General features: G+C 67.9%; 17 protein-coding genes, 1 tRNA gene and 1 riboswitch. Of the genes, 14 read left to right on the top strand and 4 right to left on the bottom strand.

The window, feature by feature from the left end:
- The first annotated feature begins 1 nt into the window (after position 1).
- Both AC1DZV_RS16840 and ndk read left to right on the top strand, forming a co-directional pair.
- Positions 2-457 carry a DUF4233 domain-containing protein gene (locus tag AC1DZV_RS16840; RefSeq protein ID WP_476954167.1) on the top strand — a complete coding sequence of 152 codons (456 nt, stop codon included), beginning with the start codon at positions 2-4 and terminating at the stop codon, positions 455-457.
- An 85-nt stretch (positions 458-542) separates the two neighbouring features.
- Positions 543-956: a nucleoside-diphosphate kinase gene (gene ndk / locus AC1DZV_RS16845; RefSeq protein WP_018773361.1), complete on the top strand. Its 414-nt coding sequence runs from the start codon at positions 543-545 to the stop codon at positions 954-956.
- Positions 957-1,080: 124 nt separating this feature from the next.
- On the opposite strand, the gene AC1DZV_RS16850 is transcribed toward ndk, so the two are convergent.
- The 4 genes from AC1DZV_RS16850 to AC1DZV_RS16865 all read right to left on the bottom strand — a co-directional run bounded on the left by AC1DZV_RS16850 (position 1,081) and on the right by AC1DZV_RS16865 (position 3,912).
- The gene (locus AC1DZV_RS16850) at positions 1,081-1,569 is read right to left on the bottom strand and encodes a hypothetical protein (protein WP_476954168.1); all 489 of its coding nucleotides are present in this window, start codon (positions 1,567-1,569) and stop codon (positions 1,081-1,083) included.
- A gap of 173 nt (positions 1,570-1,742) precedes the next feature.
- Entirely contained in the window at positions 1,743-2,465 is a 723-nt protein-coding gene (locus AC1DZV_RS16855; RefSeq protein ID WP_476950788.1) for a dienelactone hydrolase family protein, read from the bottom strand.
- Positions 2,466-2,529: 64 nt separating this feature from the next.
- Positions 2,530-3,075 (bottom strand): flavodoxin domain-containing protein, encoded by a 546-nt coding sequence (locus tag AC1DZV_RS16860; RefSeq protein WP_043436539.1) that lies wholly within the window; start codon positions 3,073-3,075, stop codon positions 2,530-2,532.
- A 165-nt stretch (positions 3,076-3,240) separates the two neighbouring features.
- Positions 3,241-3,912, bottom strand: a complete 672-nt coding sequence (locus tag AC1DZV_RS16865; RefSeq protein WP_476954169.1) for a vitamin K epoxide reductase family protein — start codon at positions 3,910-3,912, stop codon at positions 3,241-3,243.
- 483 nt (positions 3,913-4,395) lie between these two features.
- Here AC1DZV_RS16865 and AC1DZV_RS16870 point away from each other — a divergent pair, with 483 nt between their 5' ends.
- From AC1DZV_RS16870 to AC1DZV_RS16925, 12 genes are all read left to right on the top strand, one after another.
- Positions 4,396-7,656: an Rne/Rng family ribonuclease gene (locus tag AC1DZV_RS16870; protein ID WP_476954170.1), complete on the top strand. Its 3,261-nt coding sequence runs from the start codon at positions 4,396-4,398 to the stop codon at positions 7,654-7,656.
- A 148-nt stretch (positions 7,657-7,804) separates the two neighbouring features.
- A riboswitch (TPP riboswitch) is annotated at positions 7,805-7,902 on the top strand.
- Positions 7,885-9,579, top strand: a complete 1,695-nt coding sequence (locus tag AC1DZV_RS16875) for a bifunctional hydroxymethylpyrimidine kinase/phosphomethylpyrimidine kinase (RefSeq protein ID WP_476954171.1) — start codon at positions 7,885-7,887, stop codon at positions 9,577-9,579. (Overlaps the previous riboswitch by 18 nt.)
- Before the next feature lie 402 nt (positions 9,580-9,981).
- Positions 9,982-10,290, top strand: a complete 309-nt coding sequence (gene rplU, locus AC1DZV_RS16880; RefSeq protein ID WP_018773353.1) for a 50S ribosomal protein L21 — start codon at positions 9,982-9,984, stop codon at positions 10,288-10,290.
- Positions 10,291-10,351: 61 nt separating this feature from the next.
- Positions 10,352-10,615, top strand: coding sequence for a 50S ribosomal protein L27 (gene rpmA, locus AC1DZV_RS16885; RefSeq protein WP_009372867.1), 264 nt, complete (start codon positions 10,352-10,354; stop codon positions 10,613-10,615).
- 117 nt (positions 10,616-10,732) lie between these two features.
- Positions 10,733-12,322, top strand: a complete 1,590-nt coding sequence (gene obgE / locus AC1DZV_RS16890; RefSeq protein ID WP_476954172.1) for a GTPase ObgE — start codon at positions 10,733-10,735, stop codon at positions 12,320-12,322.
- Positions 12,312-13,514 (top strand): glutamate 5-kinase, encoded by a 1,203-nt coding sequence (gene proB / locus AC1DZV_RS16895; protein WP_476954173.1) that lies wholly within the window; start codon positions 12,312-12,314, stop codon positions 13,512-13,514. Before obgE ends, proB begins: the two co-directional genes overlap by 11 nt.
- A 26-nt stretch (positions 13,515-13,540) precedes the next feature.
- Positions 13,541-14,926 carry a glutamate-5-semialdehyde dehydrogenase gene (locus AC1DZV_RS16900; RefSeq protein WP_476954174.1) on the top strand — a complete coding sequence of 462 codons (1,386 nt, stop codon included), beginning with the start codon at positions 13,541-13,543 and terminating at the stop codon, positions 14,924-14,926.
- Between the two features lie 80 nt (positions 14,927-15,006).
- The gene (locus AC1DZV_RS16905) at positions 15,007-15,246 is read left to right on the top strand and encodes a hypothetical protein (RefSeq protein ID WP_476954175.1); all 240 of its coding nucleotides are present in this window, start codon (positions 15,007-15,009) and stop codon (positions 15,244-15,246) included.
- A 1-nt stretch (position 15,247) separates the two neighbouring features.
- Positions 15,248-15,985 carry a nicotinate-nucleotide adenylyltransferase gene (gene nadD / locus AC1DZV_RS16910; protein ID WP_476954190.1) on the top strand — a complete coding sequence of 246 codons (738 nt, stop codon included), beginning with the start codon at positions 15,248-15,250 and terminating at the stop codon, positions 15,983-15,985.
- 7 nt (positions 15,986-15,992) lie between these two features.
- Complete coding sequence (locus AC1DZV_RS16915) at positions 15,993-17,270, top strand: hypothetical protein (RefSeq protein ID WP_476954176.1); 1,278 nt, start codon at positions 15,993-15,995, stop codon at positions 17,268-17,270.
- Positions 17,271-17,334: 64 nt separating this feature from the next.
- The gene (gene rsfS, locus AC1DZV_RS16920; protein ID WP_018773346.1) at positions 17,335-17,736 is read left to right on the top strand and encodes a ribosome silencing factor; all 402 of its coding nucleotides are present in this window, start codon (positions 17,335-17,337) and stop codon (positions 17,734-17,736) included.
- Between the two features lie 162 nt (positions 17,737-17,898).
- A tRNA-Ala gene (locus AC1DZV_RS16925) sits at positions 17,899-17,971 on the top strand.
- Positions 17,972-18,053 lie beyond the last annotated feature (82 nt).

Consider the following 18,053-nt stretch of genomic DNA (forward strand, 5'->3'; position numbering starts at 1 on the left):
GATGGCGAAACTCACCAAAGCCCAACGTGAATGGCGCCCGGGCATGCCCAAGAAACGACGTTCCACGAAGGTCATGTTTGCCTCCACGGTCCTGCTGCTGGAAGCATTCGTGGTGCTCTTCGGGACACTGGCCGTCTTTGGACTGCACCGGAACGAATACCCTGCGGCCCTGGTCTTCTCGGTCGGGATCGGCCTGTGCCTGGTCTTCGTCTTCACCTGCGCTGTCCTCTCGAAGCCGTGGGGAGTGGCTCTGGGCTGGGTCCTGCAGCTCGTGCTGATCATGGGCGGCATCGTGGAACCGGCCATGTACCTCGTCGGCGCGCTCTTCGCCGTCGCGTGGTGGTACGGGATCCGGACCGGCATCCGGATTGACCGGGAAGCTGCCCAGCGGGAGCGCGAGCAGGCCGACTGGGATGCCGCCCACCGCCAGGGCCCCGCGCCGGGAAACAGCGCCTGAAACAGCGCCTGAAAGTCCATCCCGGGCACCTGGCCCGAACCCCGTAGACTTGACCCAAATCCCACCCCAACACATTGGAGCAGCTGTGAGCATTGAGCGCACCCTCGTCCTGATCAAGCCCGACGGAGTCGCCCGCAACCTGTCCGGCGCCATCCTGAGCCGGATCGAAGCCAAGGGCTACACCCTGGCCGAGCTCAAGAAAGTCGACGCGAGCCGCGAACTGCTGGAGCAGCACTACGAGGAGCACGTCGGCAAGCCGTTCTACGAGCCGCTGGTTGAGTTCATGCTCAGCGGCCCCGTGGTCGCCGCGATCTTCGAGGGCCACCGCGTGATCGAGGGCTTCCGCACTCTCGCCGGTACCACGGACCCGACGACGGCGGCGCCCGGCACCATCCGCGGCGACTTCGGCCGCGACTGGGGCCTGAAGGTCCAGCAGAACCTGGTCCACGGCTCGGATTCGGCGGAATCCGCCGAGCGCGAGATCAAGATCTGGTTCTAGCCCGAATTTCGGGACACCCCCACCGAGGGGAAAGTTAAGGCCAATGTTCGTACCGGACATTGGCCTTAACTGTCCCCTCGCGGCGGTTGGGGCTTCGCGGCCCGCCCCGGGCCGCGGGGACCTCTCAGCGGCTGGCGAGGCGCACTAGATTCGAGAACTGGCGGGTCTGCATGACCCAATGCGCGGGCTCCAGCATGGTGATGCTCAGGATGGGTTGCAGCCATTGCGGCTGTAGCGACCAGTACCCGCTGACTACCAGCCGGGTGCGCTCACCCGCGGACTCCCGCAGCTCGAATCCCCAGAGCGAGTCGGTGTAATAGCGTGGCCGGGTTCGTGCCGGGTCGAAGGGACGCCCCCGGAGATCGATCGACATACGCAGGCCCAGGAACCGCTCGGGTTCAAGCGCCGCGACCGCCCACCACTCGCTGCCGTCGGGCTTCGCCGCCAGTCGGTCACCAGCGGCGATCTCCTGCCACTCGGGATGGATGCTCTCTGTGCTGCGGCGCCCGAAGTTGTCGAGACGGTCCCAGCTGTACCAGCCGGCGCGATCCGTTCCCATCTGCACCAGCCAGGGCCACACGTGCGAAGGGGGCGCATCGATGGTCACCGCCATGGTCGCCCCTCGGGTGCTGCCCGGAATCAACCCCGCGCCCGGGTAAGGTCCCCGCACTTCGTCAGCGGTCGCGCCCCAGCGAAGCAGGCGTGGCCGCACGAGTGCCAGGTAGCCGGCAGTGAAACCGGCCACAGCGCCCGCTGCCAGCAGGGCTCCCCTCGGTGCAGGGTGCATCATCGCGCTTCCCCTTCATTGGTCAGGTGTTCCCGGAAGAAGCCGAGGATGCGCAGGCGCGCGTCCTCGGCGGAGGGCTCGTGGTAACCGGCCGCAACCAGCTTCACGAGCACCTTGTCCCCGAATGTGAGCTCCGACGGGCCATGCCTGTTGAGGAAGCCGTGACCGGCGTCGGGATAGACCTTGATGTCATGGTCTATCCCGGCGTCGGCGAGCAGCGGCTCCAGACGCGCCGGGACCTTGCGCACTCCGGGCCAGCGGTCCCTGGCGCCGTAGCTGCCAACGATGGGGCAGGCCCGGGGCAGTGCGCGGGCAGTCCCGTCATCGAGTCCGCCGTAGTTGACGCTTGCCGCGGCGAAGTCATGGTCCGGGGCCAGCATGAGGGCGAACCCGCCGCCCATACAGAAGCCGATCACGCCGATCCGGCCGGTGCAGCCGTCCCGTCCGGCCAGCCACGCGCGGGTGAGGTCCAGGTCGCCGAGGGGCCGCCAGCCGCGGATGAGGGACCACAAGCAGGCCGCCCTGCTGCCCCAGTAAAACAGGTCAGGTGCCACGGCGAGGAACCCCTCGCCGGCCAGCCAGTCGGCCTGGTCTCTGGTGTCACGGCTCAGGCCGAGTGCGTCATGGATGACGACGACGCCGGGCCACGGACCGGCACCGGCCGGCGTCGCCGCGTAGGCAGGCATGTCCCCTCGTTCGGCGTGAATGCTCACAACGGTCATGGGTCCTCCCGTGCACGCACCACCGCGCCGGGCGCCGCGGCCGGGATGCGCAGTCTCGATGGCATTAGCCTGTGATGCTGCCTGAAGACGTGGACGAAGCAGGTTTAGCGAGTTGGGCCGTAATCTGATCCGTCCATTCGTCGACTGCCGCCCAGTCCCGCAAATCCCCAAATCGGCCGCCGGTGAGCCTGAACAACACCCGGAGCGGTGCCGGCATCTGGCCGGCCTGGTAGACGCCGGAGAAGAGTTTGTGGCCTCGAAGCGGAACTTCTTTGATCAGGACTTCTGCCAGACGTTCCTGTTGCATTGCCGCGCCGCGCCGGCGAATGGGCTTAGGCAGCGCATCCGCCATCCCTACACTGAAGGCCCACACGGGCCGACTGGCCAGCTCGCGGGCATGGTGTTTGAAGAACAGCAAAGCCGGGGGCAGCCAGGCCTGGTTGTGGACGGCGCTGCCGACGACGACAGCCTCATAGCGGGAGAGGGCCCCTACGTCCTCCACGGACCGGCACTCCACCTCGCCCAGTGCACCCGCCATGCGGGATGCCATATGTTGTGCCATCTCGCGGGTGGACCCCAAAGCGCTTGCATACGCAATAAGAACAGTCATCAAGAGGCCTCCGGTCTTCCTTCCTCCAGCCTTATGTAACCTGCGCGCGCGGGGTCGTGCCATAAGTCCCGAGATGGGCCCGGAGCCTCTCATCGAAGAGACTGTTAAGGCCAATGCCCGGCGCGAGCATTGGCCTTAACAGTCTCTTCGATGCGGTTGGGGCGTTTAGTAGCCGGAGGTACCGATGAAAACCTGGATGAAGGCGAAGAAGATCGTCGCGACGACGGCGACGTACAGCAGCGCCGTTATGATCCAGCCGGAGTCGCCGATCACCTTGGTGGGACCGGCGGGCAGGGCAATCACGCCGTGGGAGATGTTCCGGACGCTCACCCAGACGAACAGCGGGATCATCACGGCCCAGACGATCATGCAGAACGGGCAGAGGATGTGGATGGCGTACAGGGCCTGGGACCAGAGCCAGACCACGAACGCGAAGCCAAGCGTCACGCCCGCCTGTTGCCCCAGCCAGTACCACCGGGAAAACCGGGCGCCGGCCAGGATACCCATGGCCGTGGTGATGATCACGGCGAAGGCGACGATTCCGATGAACATATTGGGGAAGCCGAACACGGAACTCTGCGGTGTCTGCATGACCTGGCCGCAGGAGATCCACGGGTTCACGTCGCAGACCGTGACGTGGTTCGGGTCCTTCAGGACCTCCAGTTTCTCCAGCACCAGGGCCCCGGATGCGAGCCAGCCGATGACGCCGGTGATCAGCAGGAGCCAGGCGAACGGGCGGTCGCGGGTCATCGTGGGAAGGGGCCGCGCCGTGGGGGCCGGGCCGGAACCCGGTTGGTGCACGGTCGCGTCGCCGGCAGTGCTGGAGATGCTGGGCATGGAAATTGAGTCCTTTTTTAGTCGTCTTGACCGGGTGCTTCTTGCCCCGATTGTAACGCCGGAGGCTGAGCAGCGCCGGAGAACGGCCCCGCCGGCCGCGCCCGGCCGCACCTGCTGCACTTCCGGTCCCGCCTGCCCCTGCTTTCACGGCTCCTGTGAGACAATGATCGTGGCTGGAACCCGATCCACATCCGGATTCCGGTCCGGCGATTTTGTTTCAAGACCGCCAATGATGAGCAGGGAGCTGCGGATCCTCTGATTCCAGCTGTCCCGCAATGCCATTGGACGGCACCTGGTTGTGGCGTGTAGGTCAACGGGTTCCAAAACAATCTCGCCGGCCCTCCAGGGCTGCCGCACCCCACTGCCGGTGCGAACCTGAGGGTATTCAATTGACTTCTGTCAATGCCTGCGGGTGTTGACGCATATTTGCCCCCAAGGGGCGCCGAATGTGGCGGCGCATCAGGGGCAGGAGTGTCGCCACATATGGATAATGACCAGGTAGTAGCCGGAAATGAAGAACTAGTAGTCACCGGGGAAGCACAGGGAACTGCGGAAGCAGAGGCTCCGGTAGCGCCGAAGAGGGCCGTACGGACCCGCCGGAAGGCGCCCGCCGCCAGGGTCAACGCCGCGGAGGCGGCCGAGGCTGTTGCCGAAGCCGCGGCCCTGGCCGACGCGGCCGGTTCAGATGAGCCCGTCCGGGGCCGCCGTAAGCCGGCCAACGTCGAAGCAGCCGGATCTGACACTGTTGAACCCGAAGCTGCTGTATCTGAAACTGCTGCAGCCGAGACTGCGGCCAAGGCGCCCGCGCGGCGCACCCGGACCCGGAAAGCTGTAGCAGCCCCGGAACCGTTGCCTGCCTTCGCCGGCGACGCCGAAGCCGGCGCACCTGCCGCGGCTGAGGCCCCCGCAGCAGCTGGCACCGACGCAGCTGCCGCCGCAGAATCGGCCGCAGAGACGGTTGCAGAGAAGCCGGTCCGCCGCCGTGCCAGCCGTGCCAAGGCCGCCCCGAAGGCCGAAGAAGCACCCGCGGCAGTACTCCCGGCCGAAGAAGCCGCCGCTGCGGAAGCACCCACCGCGGAAACCGCCGCAGCCCAGCCTGAAGAGCCGGAAGCCCGCCCCGAGGAAAGCCCGGCCGCGTCGCTGTTCATGGAACCGGGTGCCCTCACTTCCGTCATCTTCCAGGCCCCGGACCTGAGCACTGTGGTGCGTCCGGCCCCCGTTGCCGCCGCAGCAGCTGAGCCCGAGGATGAGGAAGGCGACGAGGACGAGGACGCCGGCAACCGCCGTCGGCGCCGCAGCCGCGGCCGGCGCGGCCGCACCCGCACCTCTGCCGAGTCCGACACCGAGTCGGAAGGCACCGAAGAAGAGGGCGACGAAGGCTCCGAGGTAATCCTTGAAGACGGTGTGACCTCCCGCCGCCGCCGCCGCCGTCGCCGTGGAGACCAGGACCTGGAGCTGACCGGCGGGGAAGGCGACGATCCGCCCAACACGGTGACCCGCGTCCGTGCGCCGCGGGCCATGGCCGAGGCGCCGGTGAACAACCGCGTCACATCCGTCAAGGGCTCCACCCGCCTGGAAGCCAAGAAGCAGCGCCGCCGCGAATCCCGCGACACCGGCCGCCGCCGTACCGTCATCACCGAGGCCGAGTTCCTGGCCCGCCGCGAGTCCGTGGACCGCCAGATGATCGTCCGCCAGCGCGACGACAGAATTCAGATCGGTGTCCTTGAAGACGGCGTCCTGGCCGAGCACTTCGTGTCCAAGACCCAGCAGGACTCCCTGATCGGCAACGTCTACCTGGGCAAGGTCCAGAACGTGCTGCCCTCCATGGAAGCCGCTTTCGTGGACATCGGCCGCGGCCGCAACGCCGTGCTCTACGCCGGTGAAGTGAACTGGGAGTCCGTCAACCTCGAGGGCAAGCAGCGCCGCATCGAGAACGCGCTGAAGTCCGGCGACTCCGTGCTGGTCCAGGTCACCAAGGACCCGGTCGGCCACAAGGGCGCCCGTCTCACCAGCCAGATCTCACTGCCCGGCCGGTACCTCGTGTACGTGCCCGGCGGTTCCATGACCGGCATCTCCCGCAAGCTGCCCGACGTCGAACGCAACCGCCTCAAGCGGATCCTCAAGGACCGCCTGCCCGAGGACGCGGGCGTCATTGTCCGCACCGCGGCCGAGGGAGCTTCCGAGGAAGAGCTGACGCACGACATCAACCGCCTCCGCGCGCAGTGGGAAGGCATCGAGAGCCAGTCGACGTCCACCAAGATCCTCGCCCCCGAGCTGCTCTACGGCGAACCTGACCTGACCATCAAGGTGGTCCGGGACGTCTTCAACGAGGACTTCTCCAAGCTGATCGTCTCCGGCGAGGAAGCCTGGGACACCATCGAGGCCTACGTCACCTACGTCGCACCGGACCTCGTGGGCCGGCTCGAGAAGTGGACCAAGGACACGGACATCTTCGCGGCCTGGCGCATCGACGAGCAGATCCACAAGGCCCTGGACCGGAAGGTCTTCCTGCCTTCGGGCGGTTCGCTCGTGATCGACCGCACCGAAGCCATGACCGTGGTCGACGTCAACACCGGCAAATTCACCGGCTCTGGCGGCAACCTCGAGGAAACCGTCACCAAGAACAACCTGGAAGCGGCCGAGGAAGTCGTCCGGCAGCTGCGCCTGCGCGACATTGGCGGCATCATCGTGATCGACTTCATCGACATGGTGCTCGAATCCAACCGCGACCTCGTGCTGCGCCGCATGGTGGAGTGCCTGGGCCGGGACCGGACCAAGCACCAGGTGGCCGAGGTGACCTCGCTGGGCCTCGTGCAGATGACCCGCAAGCGGATGGGCACCGGGCTGCTGGAAGTCTTCGGCGAACAGTGCGAAACATGTGCGGGCCGCGGCATCGTCACCCACGACGAGCCGGTGGAGCACCGCCGCGCCAACACGGTCGCCGCGGAGCACTATGTGCCGCGCACCGAGGCGCAGCCTGCTGCCCGACCGGAACGCAAGAGCCGTCGCCGCGGCAGGGGAGGCCAGGGCGGAGAGACCGCGCCGGCCGCACCCGCGCCCGTCCACGCCGAACCCACCGAGGCCGAACGCCACGCCAAGGCCGAGGCCACCCGGGCCGCGCTGGCCAACATCGCTGCCGCAGCGCACGCCGCGCACCTGCACGACGGGGAAGCAGCCGCAGCCAGCGACGCCGGGGCCCGCCAGGCCGCCGTCGACGCCGTCACGCAGCTCGCAGCCGCCGACGAGGCAGCCGGCCGCCCCGCAACGGTGCTGACGTTTGGCGGCGAGCAGGTGGCCCTGCCCTTCGTCGAGCACGCGGAGGACGCGCCGTCACCGGCCCTGACCCTGGACCTGCTGACCGAGGCTTTCGCAAACCTGGGCGAAGCAGAGGCCGGCAAGCCGGACCAGACCGCCGGCCAGGCCGCCGGTCAGGCAGTGGCTGTTGCCGCACCGGAAGCCACGGCGCCCGAGGCGCCGGCGGCCGTCCGCGCTGCGGAGGCGCCGGCGTCACGCACGGCTGACACCACGACGCTGCGCGGCCGCCGCGCACGCCGCAACCGGAGTGCCAGCCGCGCCCAGGGTGCAGCCAACGAAACCTCCGTGGAGCACCGCGAGGCAACCCGGCCGGCCGCGGCCGGATCGGTCCACGAGGCCAAGGCTCCCGCTGCGGCCAGGCCTGCGTCCCTCCCGGCCGGCAACGAGCCGATCATCCTCGGCGTCGGCGTGCCGGCGTCGGAGCTGTAGTCCTCCGCGACTGACCACGTCCCCGTCCGGTCATTATTTCGACTGGTCGGGCTGCGGGTCCGGGTCAGGGCAGACGTAACATACGTCCGCCCGGGCCCGGGCCCGCTCGTGCGTTAACGGGTCCGCAGGGTGGCAGCGGCTAGGCTGGAACACTGACACGGGGTGCCGGGCATCGGGCCGGCTGAGATCCAGACCCGTTGAACCTGTCCGGTTAGCACCGGCGAAGGGATGTCTGCCTTGTCCGCGAGACCGAATCCGTCCGAGTTCCTCCCGCCCAATTTTCTGCACAGCGAGTCTCTGCCGACGCCGCCGCGCATTCCCCGTGTGCTGGCCATCGCCGGCTCCGATCCCTCCGGCGGGGCCGGAATCCAGGCCGATCTGAAGAGCATCGCGGCGAACGGCGGCTACGGCATGGCTGCCATCACCGCCCTGACAGCGCAGAACACCCAGGGCGTGCGTGCCGTCCACGTTCCCCCGGCGGCGTTCCTCACGGCGCAGCTGGACGCCATCAGCGACGACATCGGCATCGACGCCGTCAAGATCGGCATGCTCGGTGACGCCGCCGTGATCGACGCCGTCCGCGTCTGGCTGGAAAAGATGCGCCCCGCCGTCGTGGTCCTGGACCCGGTGATGGTCGCCACCAGCGGGGACCGGCTCCTGCAGGAATCCGCCGAGGCCGCCCTGCAGGGCCTCCTGCCGCTGGCGGACCTCATCACGCCCAACCTCGCCGAACTCGCCATCCTGCTCAAGGAGCCCGTCGCGGCCGACTGGTCCGAGGCCCTGGCGCAGGGCAAGCGGCTGGCCGCCCTGACCGGCACCACTGTCCTGGTTAAGGGCGGACACCTCCAGGGCGGCGGACCGGGGGACGGGCATGCCCACGACGTCGACGGCCACGACGCCGGCCACGACGCCGAAGCCGGCAACGGCGCCGCGGACGGCTGCCCGGACGCGCTGGTCAACACCGGCGGCCTGCTCGGCCAGGAAACGGTGGTGGTGCCGGGGGAGCGGATCGCGACGCGCAACAGCCACGGCACCGGCTGCTCCCTGTCCTCGGCCATGGCCACCGTGCAGGCCCGGGTGGGGGACTGGGAAGCGGCGCTGCGCGAAGTCAAACCGTGGCTGCTGGGCGCGCTCCGAGAAGCCTCGGCCCTGGACGTCGGCACCGGCAACGGCCCGGTCCACCACTTCCACCACCTCCAGCACCTCCAGGGCGGGCAGGCCCTCAAAGACGGCCAGCGCGGCCAGCACCGCCCGGCCGGGCACGGTCCTGCGGCGGGGGAGTTCGCCGCAGCCCTGCGCGCAGGAGCCGCGGGCGATCTTGAGGCGATCTACGCCCTCGACTTCGTCCGCGGACTGGCCGACGGCACCTTGCCCGAACACGAGTTCGCGTACTACCTCGCCCAGGACGCCATCTACCTCAACGGCTACTCCCGGGTCCTGGCCCGGGCCGCGGCGATTGCCCCCACCGAGGCCGAGCAGTTGTTCTGGGCCCGTTCGGCGCAGACCTGCCTGGAAGTCGAATCCGAGCTGCACCGGTCCTGGCTTAGCGCCCGCCCCACGGCCTCCACCCTGGGCCCGGTCACGAAAGCGTATGTGGACCACCTGCTGGCCGCCTCGGTCTCCGGCAGCTATGGCGTCCTCGTGGCGGCGGCGCTGCCCTGCTTCTGGCTCTACGCCGAGGTCGGTTCCACGCTGCACCGGGAGTTCCTGGCCGGCGGCGCCCCCTGGGAGCACCCCTACGCCGGCTGGCTGCGGACCTACGCCGACGAGGACTTCGCCGCCGCGACCCGGCAGGCCATCGCGTACACGGACACGGCGGCCGGGCGGGCATCGGAGAGCGAGCGGGAGGCCATGGCCCTGGCCTTCCGGCAGTCATCGCGCTACGAAGTGGACTTCTTCGACGCGCCGCGGCTGTACGCCTGACGCGAGCTGGTCCGGACTACCGGTACGATGGTGGGGCACGGTTCCGGAAGTCGTTGCGGCAACACAGCTCAGGATGGTCAAGATCCCGGCCAAGAACATTGGCGGGGACTTTGCATCAAGACGCTGTGGCGCCTATCACGGACTACCCGCCGGAACCAGCCTCATTTGCGGCCGAAGGCAAAATTAGCGTATTCTAGATCTTCGGTGCTTACGCCAACACTTGGGTTATGACCCTGAGAACAGTCCACTTGGAATTCCAAATGGATTTGTTCCGGGGGTAGCTCATGGGTTCCCCCGGGGAATCCACCGGCGTTGAGGCACAGCGTGAGCCGGTCCAAACAATTTGGCCCCTGGTTCCGCACGCAAATCTAGTAATAAACGTCGAGAGAAGTGAGTTCCCCAGTGGTGTACGCGATTGTCCGCGCAGGCGGCCGCCAAGAGAAGGTTTCCGTTGGAGACTTCGTTACCCTGAACCGCGTCCCCGGTGGAGCCGGCAGCACCTTTGAGTTGCCCGCACTGCTCCTGGTGGACGGTGACAAAGTCACGTCTGCTGCTGCGGACCTGGCCAAGGTAACGGTTACGGCTGAGATCCTCGAAGACCTCCGTGGTCCGAAGATCGTCATCCAGAAGTTCAAGAACAAGACCGGTTACAAGAAGCGTCAGGGCCACCGTCAGGAACTGACCAAGGTCAAGATCACCGGTATCAAGTAACTCCTCGTTACTGTTCAGGTTCCAGCAGATTCCCCAGAATTTTTGAAGGCAGGCATTTCAAATGGCACATAAAAAAGGCGCGAGTTCCACTCGCAACGGTCGTGACTCCAACGCCCAGTACCTCGGCGTCAAGCGCTTCGGTGGCCAGGTAGTTTCCGCAGGCGAGATCATCGTCCGCCAGCGCGGCACCCACTTCCACCCGGGCGCCGGCGTAGGCCGCGGCGGCGACGACACCCTGTTCGCCCTGACCCCCGGTGCTGTCGAGTTCGGCACCCGCCGTGGTCGCCGCGTTGTGAACATCGTGGCTGCTGCAGCTGCAGAGTAACAATAAGTTCTAAATCGGTGGGGCGGGCCATTAGGTCCGCTCCACCGGTGTTTTAACCGCATTACAATCATCTTGGGCCCCTTTGGGGGGCCGGGGAACAGCACTGAGGAGATCCACGTGGCGAGCTTTGTAGACCGGGTAGTACTGCACGTATCCGGCGGTACCGGCGGTCACGGCTGTGTCTCCGTCCACCGCGAGAAGTTCAAGCCCCTCGGCGGTCCCGACGGCGGCAACGGCGGCAACGGCGGCGACGTCATCCTCCGCGTTGACCCCCAGACCACCACCCTGCTCGACTACCACCACGCGCCCCACCGGCACGCCACCAACGGCGGCCCCGGCATGGGCGACTGGCGCGGCGGCAAAAACGGCGAAACCCTGATCCTTCCGGTGCCGGTGGGCACCGTAGTGAAGTCCAAGTCCGGCGACGTCATCGCCGACCTCGTGGCCGAAGGCGACGAATACATCGCCGCCGCCGGCGGCATCGGCGGCCTCGGCAACGCCTCCCTGTCCTCCCAGAAGCGCCGCGCGCCCGGCTTCGCGCTGCTCGGCATCGAAGGCGAATCCAGCGACGTTGTCCTGGAACTGAAGTCCATCGCCGACATCGCCCTCGTCGGCTTCCCTTCGGCCGGCAAGTCCAGCCTGATCGCCGCAATGTCCGCCGCCCGGCCCAAGATCGCGGACTATCCCTTCACCACCCTCATCCCCAACCTCGGCGTCGTCCAGGCCGGTGAAGTCCGCTTCACCATCGCCGACGTCCCCGGCCTGATCGAGGGCGCCAGCGAGGGCAAGGGCCTGGGCCACCACTTCCTCCGCCACGTCGAGCGGTGCGCCGCCCTGGTGCACGTGCTGGACTGCGGCACGCTCGAATCGGACCGCGATCCGCTCTCCGACCTCGCCATCATCGAGGCCGAGCTGGAGAAGTACGCTGTGGACATGAGCTACAGCGGGTCCGACGGCGAGGTCGTTCCGCTGAACCACCGCCCCCGCCTCGTGGCCCTGAACAAGGTTGACCTGCCGGACGGCAAGGACATGGCCGAGTTCGTCCGCCCGGAGCTCGAATCCAGGGGCTACAAGGTCTTCGAAATCTCGGCGACGAGCCACGAAGGCCTCCGCCAGCTCGGTTTCGCCATGGCCGAAATCGTCCAGGCCGCCCGCGACGCCGTCGCCGCGACCCCGCCGAAGGTACACGCCCCCGTGCTGCGCCCCCGCGCCGTCAACGAGACCGGCTTCACGATCCGCCGCGAGGAAAAGAACCTCGAGCCGCTCTTCCGCGTCCTGGGCGACAAGCCCGTGCGCTGGGTCAAGCAGACAGACTTCACCAACGAGGAGGCGATCGGCTACCTCGCCGACCGCCTGGCCAAGCTCGGCGTCGAAAATGAACTGTTCAAGCAAGGCGCCAAGCCGGGCGACATGGTGGTCATCGGCGAGGACGACGGCGTCGTCTTCGACTGGGAGCCGACCATGATGGCCGGCGCCGAGCTGCTCGCCTCGCCCCGCGGCACCGACGTGCGCTTCGCCGACATCGGCGACCGCCCGACGCGTGGCCAGAAGCGCGACGAACAGCAGGAACGCCGCGACGCCAAGGCCGCCGCCCGCGCCGAGCTCGAAGCCGAACGCAAGGCCGGCATCTGGACCGAATCCGTCAGCGGCCGCCGCGCGCGGCAGCCGCTCAAGGAGAGTGGACTGGGCGAAGCCGATGACGAGTAAGACCGTCGTCGAGCACGGGTCCCAGCCGCTCAGCGCTCAAAACATCGGTGCCCAAAACATCGGTGCCCAGACCATCAACGCCCCGGACCGCACCGCGCTGTCCGGGGCGCGCCGGATCGTCGTCAAGGTCGGCTCGTCCTCGCTGACTTCCATCAAGGGCGGGATCTCCGAAGAGGCCCTGACCGGGCTCGCCGACGCCCTGGCGCACAAGCGCAACGCGGGCGCGGAGATCATCCTGGTGTCCTCCGGTGCGATCGCCGCCGGCCTCGCCCCGCTCGGCCTCGAGAAGCGCCCCCGCGACCTCGCCACCCAGCAGGCCGCCGCCAGTGTGGGCCAGGGCCTGCTGATGGCCCGCTACACCCACGCCTTCGGCGCGCACGGGGTTACCGTCAGCCAGGTGCTGCTGACCGCCGATGACTTCATGCGCCGCAGCCAGCACACCAACGCGTTCCGCGCGCTGGACCGGCTGCTGAACCTCGGCGTTGTCCCGGTGGTCAACGAAAACGACACCGTAGCCACCCACGAGATCCGCTTTGGCGACAACGACCGCCTCGCGGCCCTGGTGGCACACCTGGTCCGCGCCGACGCACTCGTGCTGCTGTCCGACGTCGACTCCCTGTACGACGGTCCGCCGTCGCATGGCGCCAAGCGGATTCCGCATGTGTCCGGCCCCCACGACCTCGACGGCGTCTCGATCGGCAGCACCGGAAAGGCCGGTGTGGGCACGGGCGGCATGGTCACCAAGGTCGAAGCCGCCAGCATCGCCGCTGGTTCGGGCATCCACGCCCTCGTAACATCCACGGCCAATGCGGCCGCCGCGCTGGCCGGCGAGGACGTGGGCACATGGTTCTCCGTCAACGGGGCGCGCAAGCCGATCCGGCTCCTGTGGCTGGCCCATCTGGCATCCGTGCGCGGCACCCTGGTGCTCGACGACGGTGCCGTCAAGGCCGTCCGCGACCGCCGCACCTCGCTTCTGCCGGCCGGAATCGCCGCGGTGAAGGGCGACTTCGAGGCCGGCGACGCCGTGGAGATGGTGTCCGTGGACAACACCGTGATTGCCCGCGGGCTGGTCAACTATTCGGCCGCCGAGCTGCCCCAAATGCTGGGCCGCTCCACCCATGAGCTCGGCAAGGCACTGGGCCGCGGATATGACCGCGAAGTTGTTCATGTTGACGACCTGGTGCTGGTCTAGGTTCCCCCGGCGCCTAAACTGGAAGCATGACTGAGGCCCTGACTTCCGCTGCCGTGACTGATGTGCCTGCCGGCACCGTTCCCGCCGGTACCGCCGCGCCCGCCCAAGGGTTCGCCGCGGCGCCGGATCCGGCAGCTGCCCCTGGCACGGCAACGGAGACCGAAGCAGCCGTCCACGCGATCGCAGACCGCTCACGCCACGCCGCCCACAGGATGGCACGCGCCAACCGGGCCTGGAAGGACCGGGGCCTGCGCGCCGTCGGCAAGTCGCTGGTGGATCACAAGCACCAGATCCTGGCCGCCAACGCCAAGGACGTCGCGGCCGGCCGGGCCGCCGGTACCAGCGCCGCCCTGCTGGACCGCCTGACGCTGACCGACTCACGCATCACGGCCCTCGCCGCCGCACTGGAAAACCTCGCCACCCTGCCCGACCCCGTCGGAAACGTCGTGCGGGGCCAGACCCTCCCCAATGGGCTGCGCCTGCGCCAGATCAACGTACCCATGGGCGTGGTGGCCGCGATCTATGAGGCCCGCCCGAACGTCACGGTTGACATCGCCGGACTGGCCCTCAAGAGCGGCAACGCCGTCATCCTGCGCGGGGGATCCGCCGCCGCTGCCACCAACGCCGCGCTGATCACCATCCTGCGGGATGCGCTGGAATCGGTGGGCCTGCCCGCTGATGCCGTCCAGACCGTTGACCAATACGGCCGCGACGGCGCCAACGCGCTCATGCGGGCTCGCGGCCGGGTGGACGTGCTCATTCCCCGCGGCGGGCGCGACCTTATCCAGACCGTTGTGACGAACTCCTCCGTGCCGGTCATCGAGACCGGTGAAGGCAACGTGCATATCTTCCTGGACGCTTCCGCCGGCGAGGAAATGGCCGTGGACATCCTCCTCAATGCCAAGACCCAGCGGCCCAGCGTCTGCAACACCGTCGAAACGCTCCTGGTGCACTCCAAGTCCACCGTCCTTCCCGCGGTCGCCTCCGCATTGCGGGCAGCCGGGGTCACCCTGCACGTGGACCAACGCGTCCGCGCCGCACTGCCGGCCTCGATCCAGACCGTGCCGGCCACGGACGACGACTGGGCCACCGAATACATGAACCTGGACCTGGCCGTGGCCATGGTGGACAGCCTGGACGAGGCCGTCAGGCACATCCGGAAGTGGTCCACCGGCCACACCGAAGCGATCCTGACCAACGACCTCGCCAACGCCGAGCGCTTCATCGCCGATGTCGATTCGGCCGCCGTGATCGTGAACGCCTCCACCCGCTTCACCGACGGCGGCGAGCTCGGCCTCGGCGCCGAAGTGGGCATCTCCACCCAAAAACTCCATGCCCGCGGCCCCATGGGACTGACCGAGCTGACCACGACCAAGTGGATCGTGCAGGGCGAGGGCCAGATCCGGGGCTAGCAACGCTGTAACATGGAACGGAAGACCGGAACGGCGGACACCTCCGCCGTCGTCAAATTTTGAACTCACTAGGGGAGAACATGCTGTCGCAGCAGATCGCCACTTTCGTCGCCGCCGCCGGCGAATCGGGCCACGAGGAACTCGCACCGCTCATTGCACCGCCGTTTGTCATTGGCGGCACCATGTTCGCGATCCTGGTGGTCCTGCTGATGATCACCCTGTCCTACTCCAACCTGGGCCGGCGCCACGTGGCTGTCGAGGAGCACTCGGACCCGCACCGCCAGCACCCGAACAAGCACGATCACGGCCAAGGTCACTAATATTTCCGCCCCCACGAAGCAGCGCGGCGCCCAGCGCCGCCTGCGTCTGGGTGTGATGGGTGGCACGTTCGACCCCATCCACCACGGACACCTTGTCGCGGCCAGTGAGGTCGCGGCCAAGTTCGACCTCGACGAAGTCGTTTTTGTGCCCACCGGCCAGCCCTGGCAGAAGATGGCCAAGAAGGTCAGCGAAGCCGAGCACCGGTATCTCATGACAGTTATCGCCACGGCCTCGAACCCGCGCTTCACCGTAAGCCGGGTGGACGTGGACCGTCCGGGACCGACCTACACGATCGACACCCTGCGTGACCTGCGGACCCTGCGTCCGGACGCCGATCTGTTCTTCATCACCGGCGCGGACGCCCTGGCCCAGATTTTGTCCTGGAAAGACATCGATGAACTCTGGTCCCTCGCGCACTTTGTGGGCGTAACCCGGCCGGGCCACGTCCTGGACGGCATGGGCCGCAAAGACGTCAGCCTCCTGGAGGTCCCGGCCATGGCCATTTCCTCCACGGATTGCCGCACGAGGGTGGCCGAAGGCAACCCGGTCTGGTACCTCGTACCGGACGGGGTGGTCCAGTACATCGCCAAGTACGGCCTGTACCACGCCAGCCCCGACGCCGATCGCCTCGAAGCCGGACACGCCGCGAAAGCCAACGCCGGAAACGGCGCGGCCGGGACTGCCCCCGCACAGCACGATCCAGCCTTTGAGATAACCCAACCAGCCAGCACTGAATGAGTTTGCCATGAGTCAGGAACAGCCTCCCATCCGCAGCCGCCGCGAATTGCGGCAGGCCAGAGATGAACGTCTGGAGACTCCGGGCCCGGGCGAGCCGACGGAGGCCGAAATCACCGGCCGGAGCCGTCGCGTTGCCGACGCCCCGGTGGACTCTGTGCGTGCTGATTCTGTGTCCGCTGATTCTGTGCCCGCTGGCACGGAGCGGTCTTCCCAGGTCCGGGCACGGGACCGCGCCGCGCTGCGCACCATCAAGGAACTCGCAGAGAAGGAAGGCCAGCTGGCCGGCGGAGGGCCGCCCACGCGACGCCAGTTGAGGCTTTTGGAGCTGGCGACCGAAGCGGCCCCGGCCACCCAGGCCAACACCATTGTCCCGGTGTCGCCGCGGACCCGGGCCACCCCGGTGGTTTCCCCGGCCCCGAAGGACGCCGCCTCCACGGATGCGGCCGCGAAGGGCGCTGCCGCGGCTGGGGCGGCCGCCCCGGCGCCCAAGGCCCCCGCTGCGCCCAAGGCTCCCGCGGCCGACGGCGCCGGACCGGGCGGGGCGACGCCCGAGGGCATGACCGTGGAGCAGGCGCTGGCCGCCCGCGAACTCCTCGCGGAGCAGGCCAAGAACCAAGTGGCCAAGATGGAACACATTGCGGCCACGGATCCGGATGCCGTTGATCCGGCCGTCCTGGCCGAGCAGATCGCCCTCGCCGAGCGTGCCGCGATCCTGAACCGCCGCGCCGCCGCCAAGCAGAAGCTTGCCGAACAAAACAACCAGCCGGCGGCGCCCCGCAACGATCCGACCACGGCCAACAACCTGGCCATGGTCACACCCCTGGAATTCGAGAAGGTTCCCGGCGTGGAGCGGCCCGTCATGAAGCGCCCTGCCACGTCGTACGTTCCGGTTGTCACCAACCCGGGTCCGCGCGTGGACGCGCCGAGGAAACCCGGCCTGCGGCGGCCGGGCATCTCCCGCCAGAAGGCCGCAGGTCCCGCGACGGGTTCTGCAGCTGGCAGGGCCGGCGTCCTGGCCCGTGCGGAAGCAGCCGCAAAAGCCGGAACGGCACGGCCGGGAAACGCGGCAAACACGGCAAATTCGGCGGGGGAGGCCGAGGAAAGACTCGTCGGCGGGGAACCCGTAGCCGCGAATGCCGCCTACGGGCTCGAACCCCTGGATGCCGCTACCGCCGGTCTCGGCCGGGCGCGCCGCCTGCGCATGCTCCAGCTCGGCGTCCTGGCGGTGGGGATCGTTGCCCTCATCGCCGGCATCACGCTGATCGTCACCGGGCTGGCCCACTAGGTCTCAGGCCGCCACTGGCGCCACATTTTCAACACCATAATTTTTCATCACTACAAGGAGTCCCGTGACTGCAACCGATTCATCCATCACTACCGCCCGCCACGCAGCCCGCGCTGCCTCGGAGAAGCTCGCCGAGGACATCGTGGCCCTGGACGTCAGCGAACGGCTGGCCCTGGCCGACGTCTTCCTGATTGCCTCGGCCCCGAGTGAACGCCAGGTCAACGCGATCGTGGACGGCATCGAGGACGAGCTCTCCAAGTTTGACCAGAAGCCCGTCCGCCGCGAGGGCCGCTCCGGCGGTCGCTGGGTGCTGCTGGACTACTCCAACGTCGTCATCCACGTCCAGCACGAGGAAGACCGCGTGTTCTACGCCCTCGAGCGCCTGTGGAAGGACTGCCCCGTCGTCGATCTGCAGCTCGGCGACGACGCCTCCGCCAAAGCCACCGCCGGCACCGACACGGAGTAGCCCCCGCGTTCAGGCCACCTCCGGACGCTAAACCGAGCCGAATATGCGCGATTTGGAATTTTCCGGAGGGCTGGTCTAAGATATTTGAGTTGCTTCGGAGAAATCCGGACAAAAAACCGGAACATCGCACGTCGGAAGACATGCTCGGAGCAGCGAAAATTCGGGGCTGTGGCGCAGCTGGTAGCGCACCTGCATGGCATGCAGGGGGTCAGGGGTTCGAGTCCCCTCAGCTCCACCGGATAATCCGCCGGAATCGAAAGATTCCGGCGGATTTTTTGTGCCCTGTTCCGCACCCTGTTCCATGAGTCAGCGCGCCG

It is taken from the genome of Arthrobacter sp. P1_D12 (genome assembly GCF_056406175.1).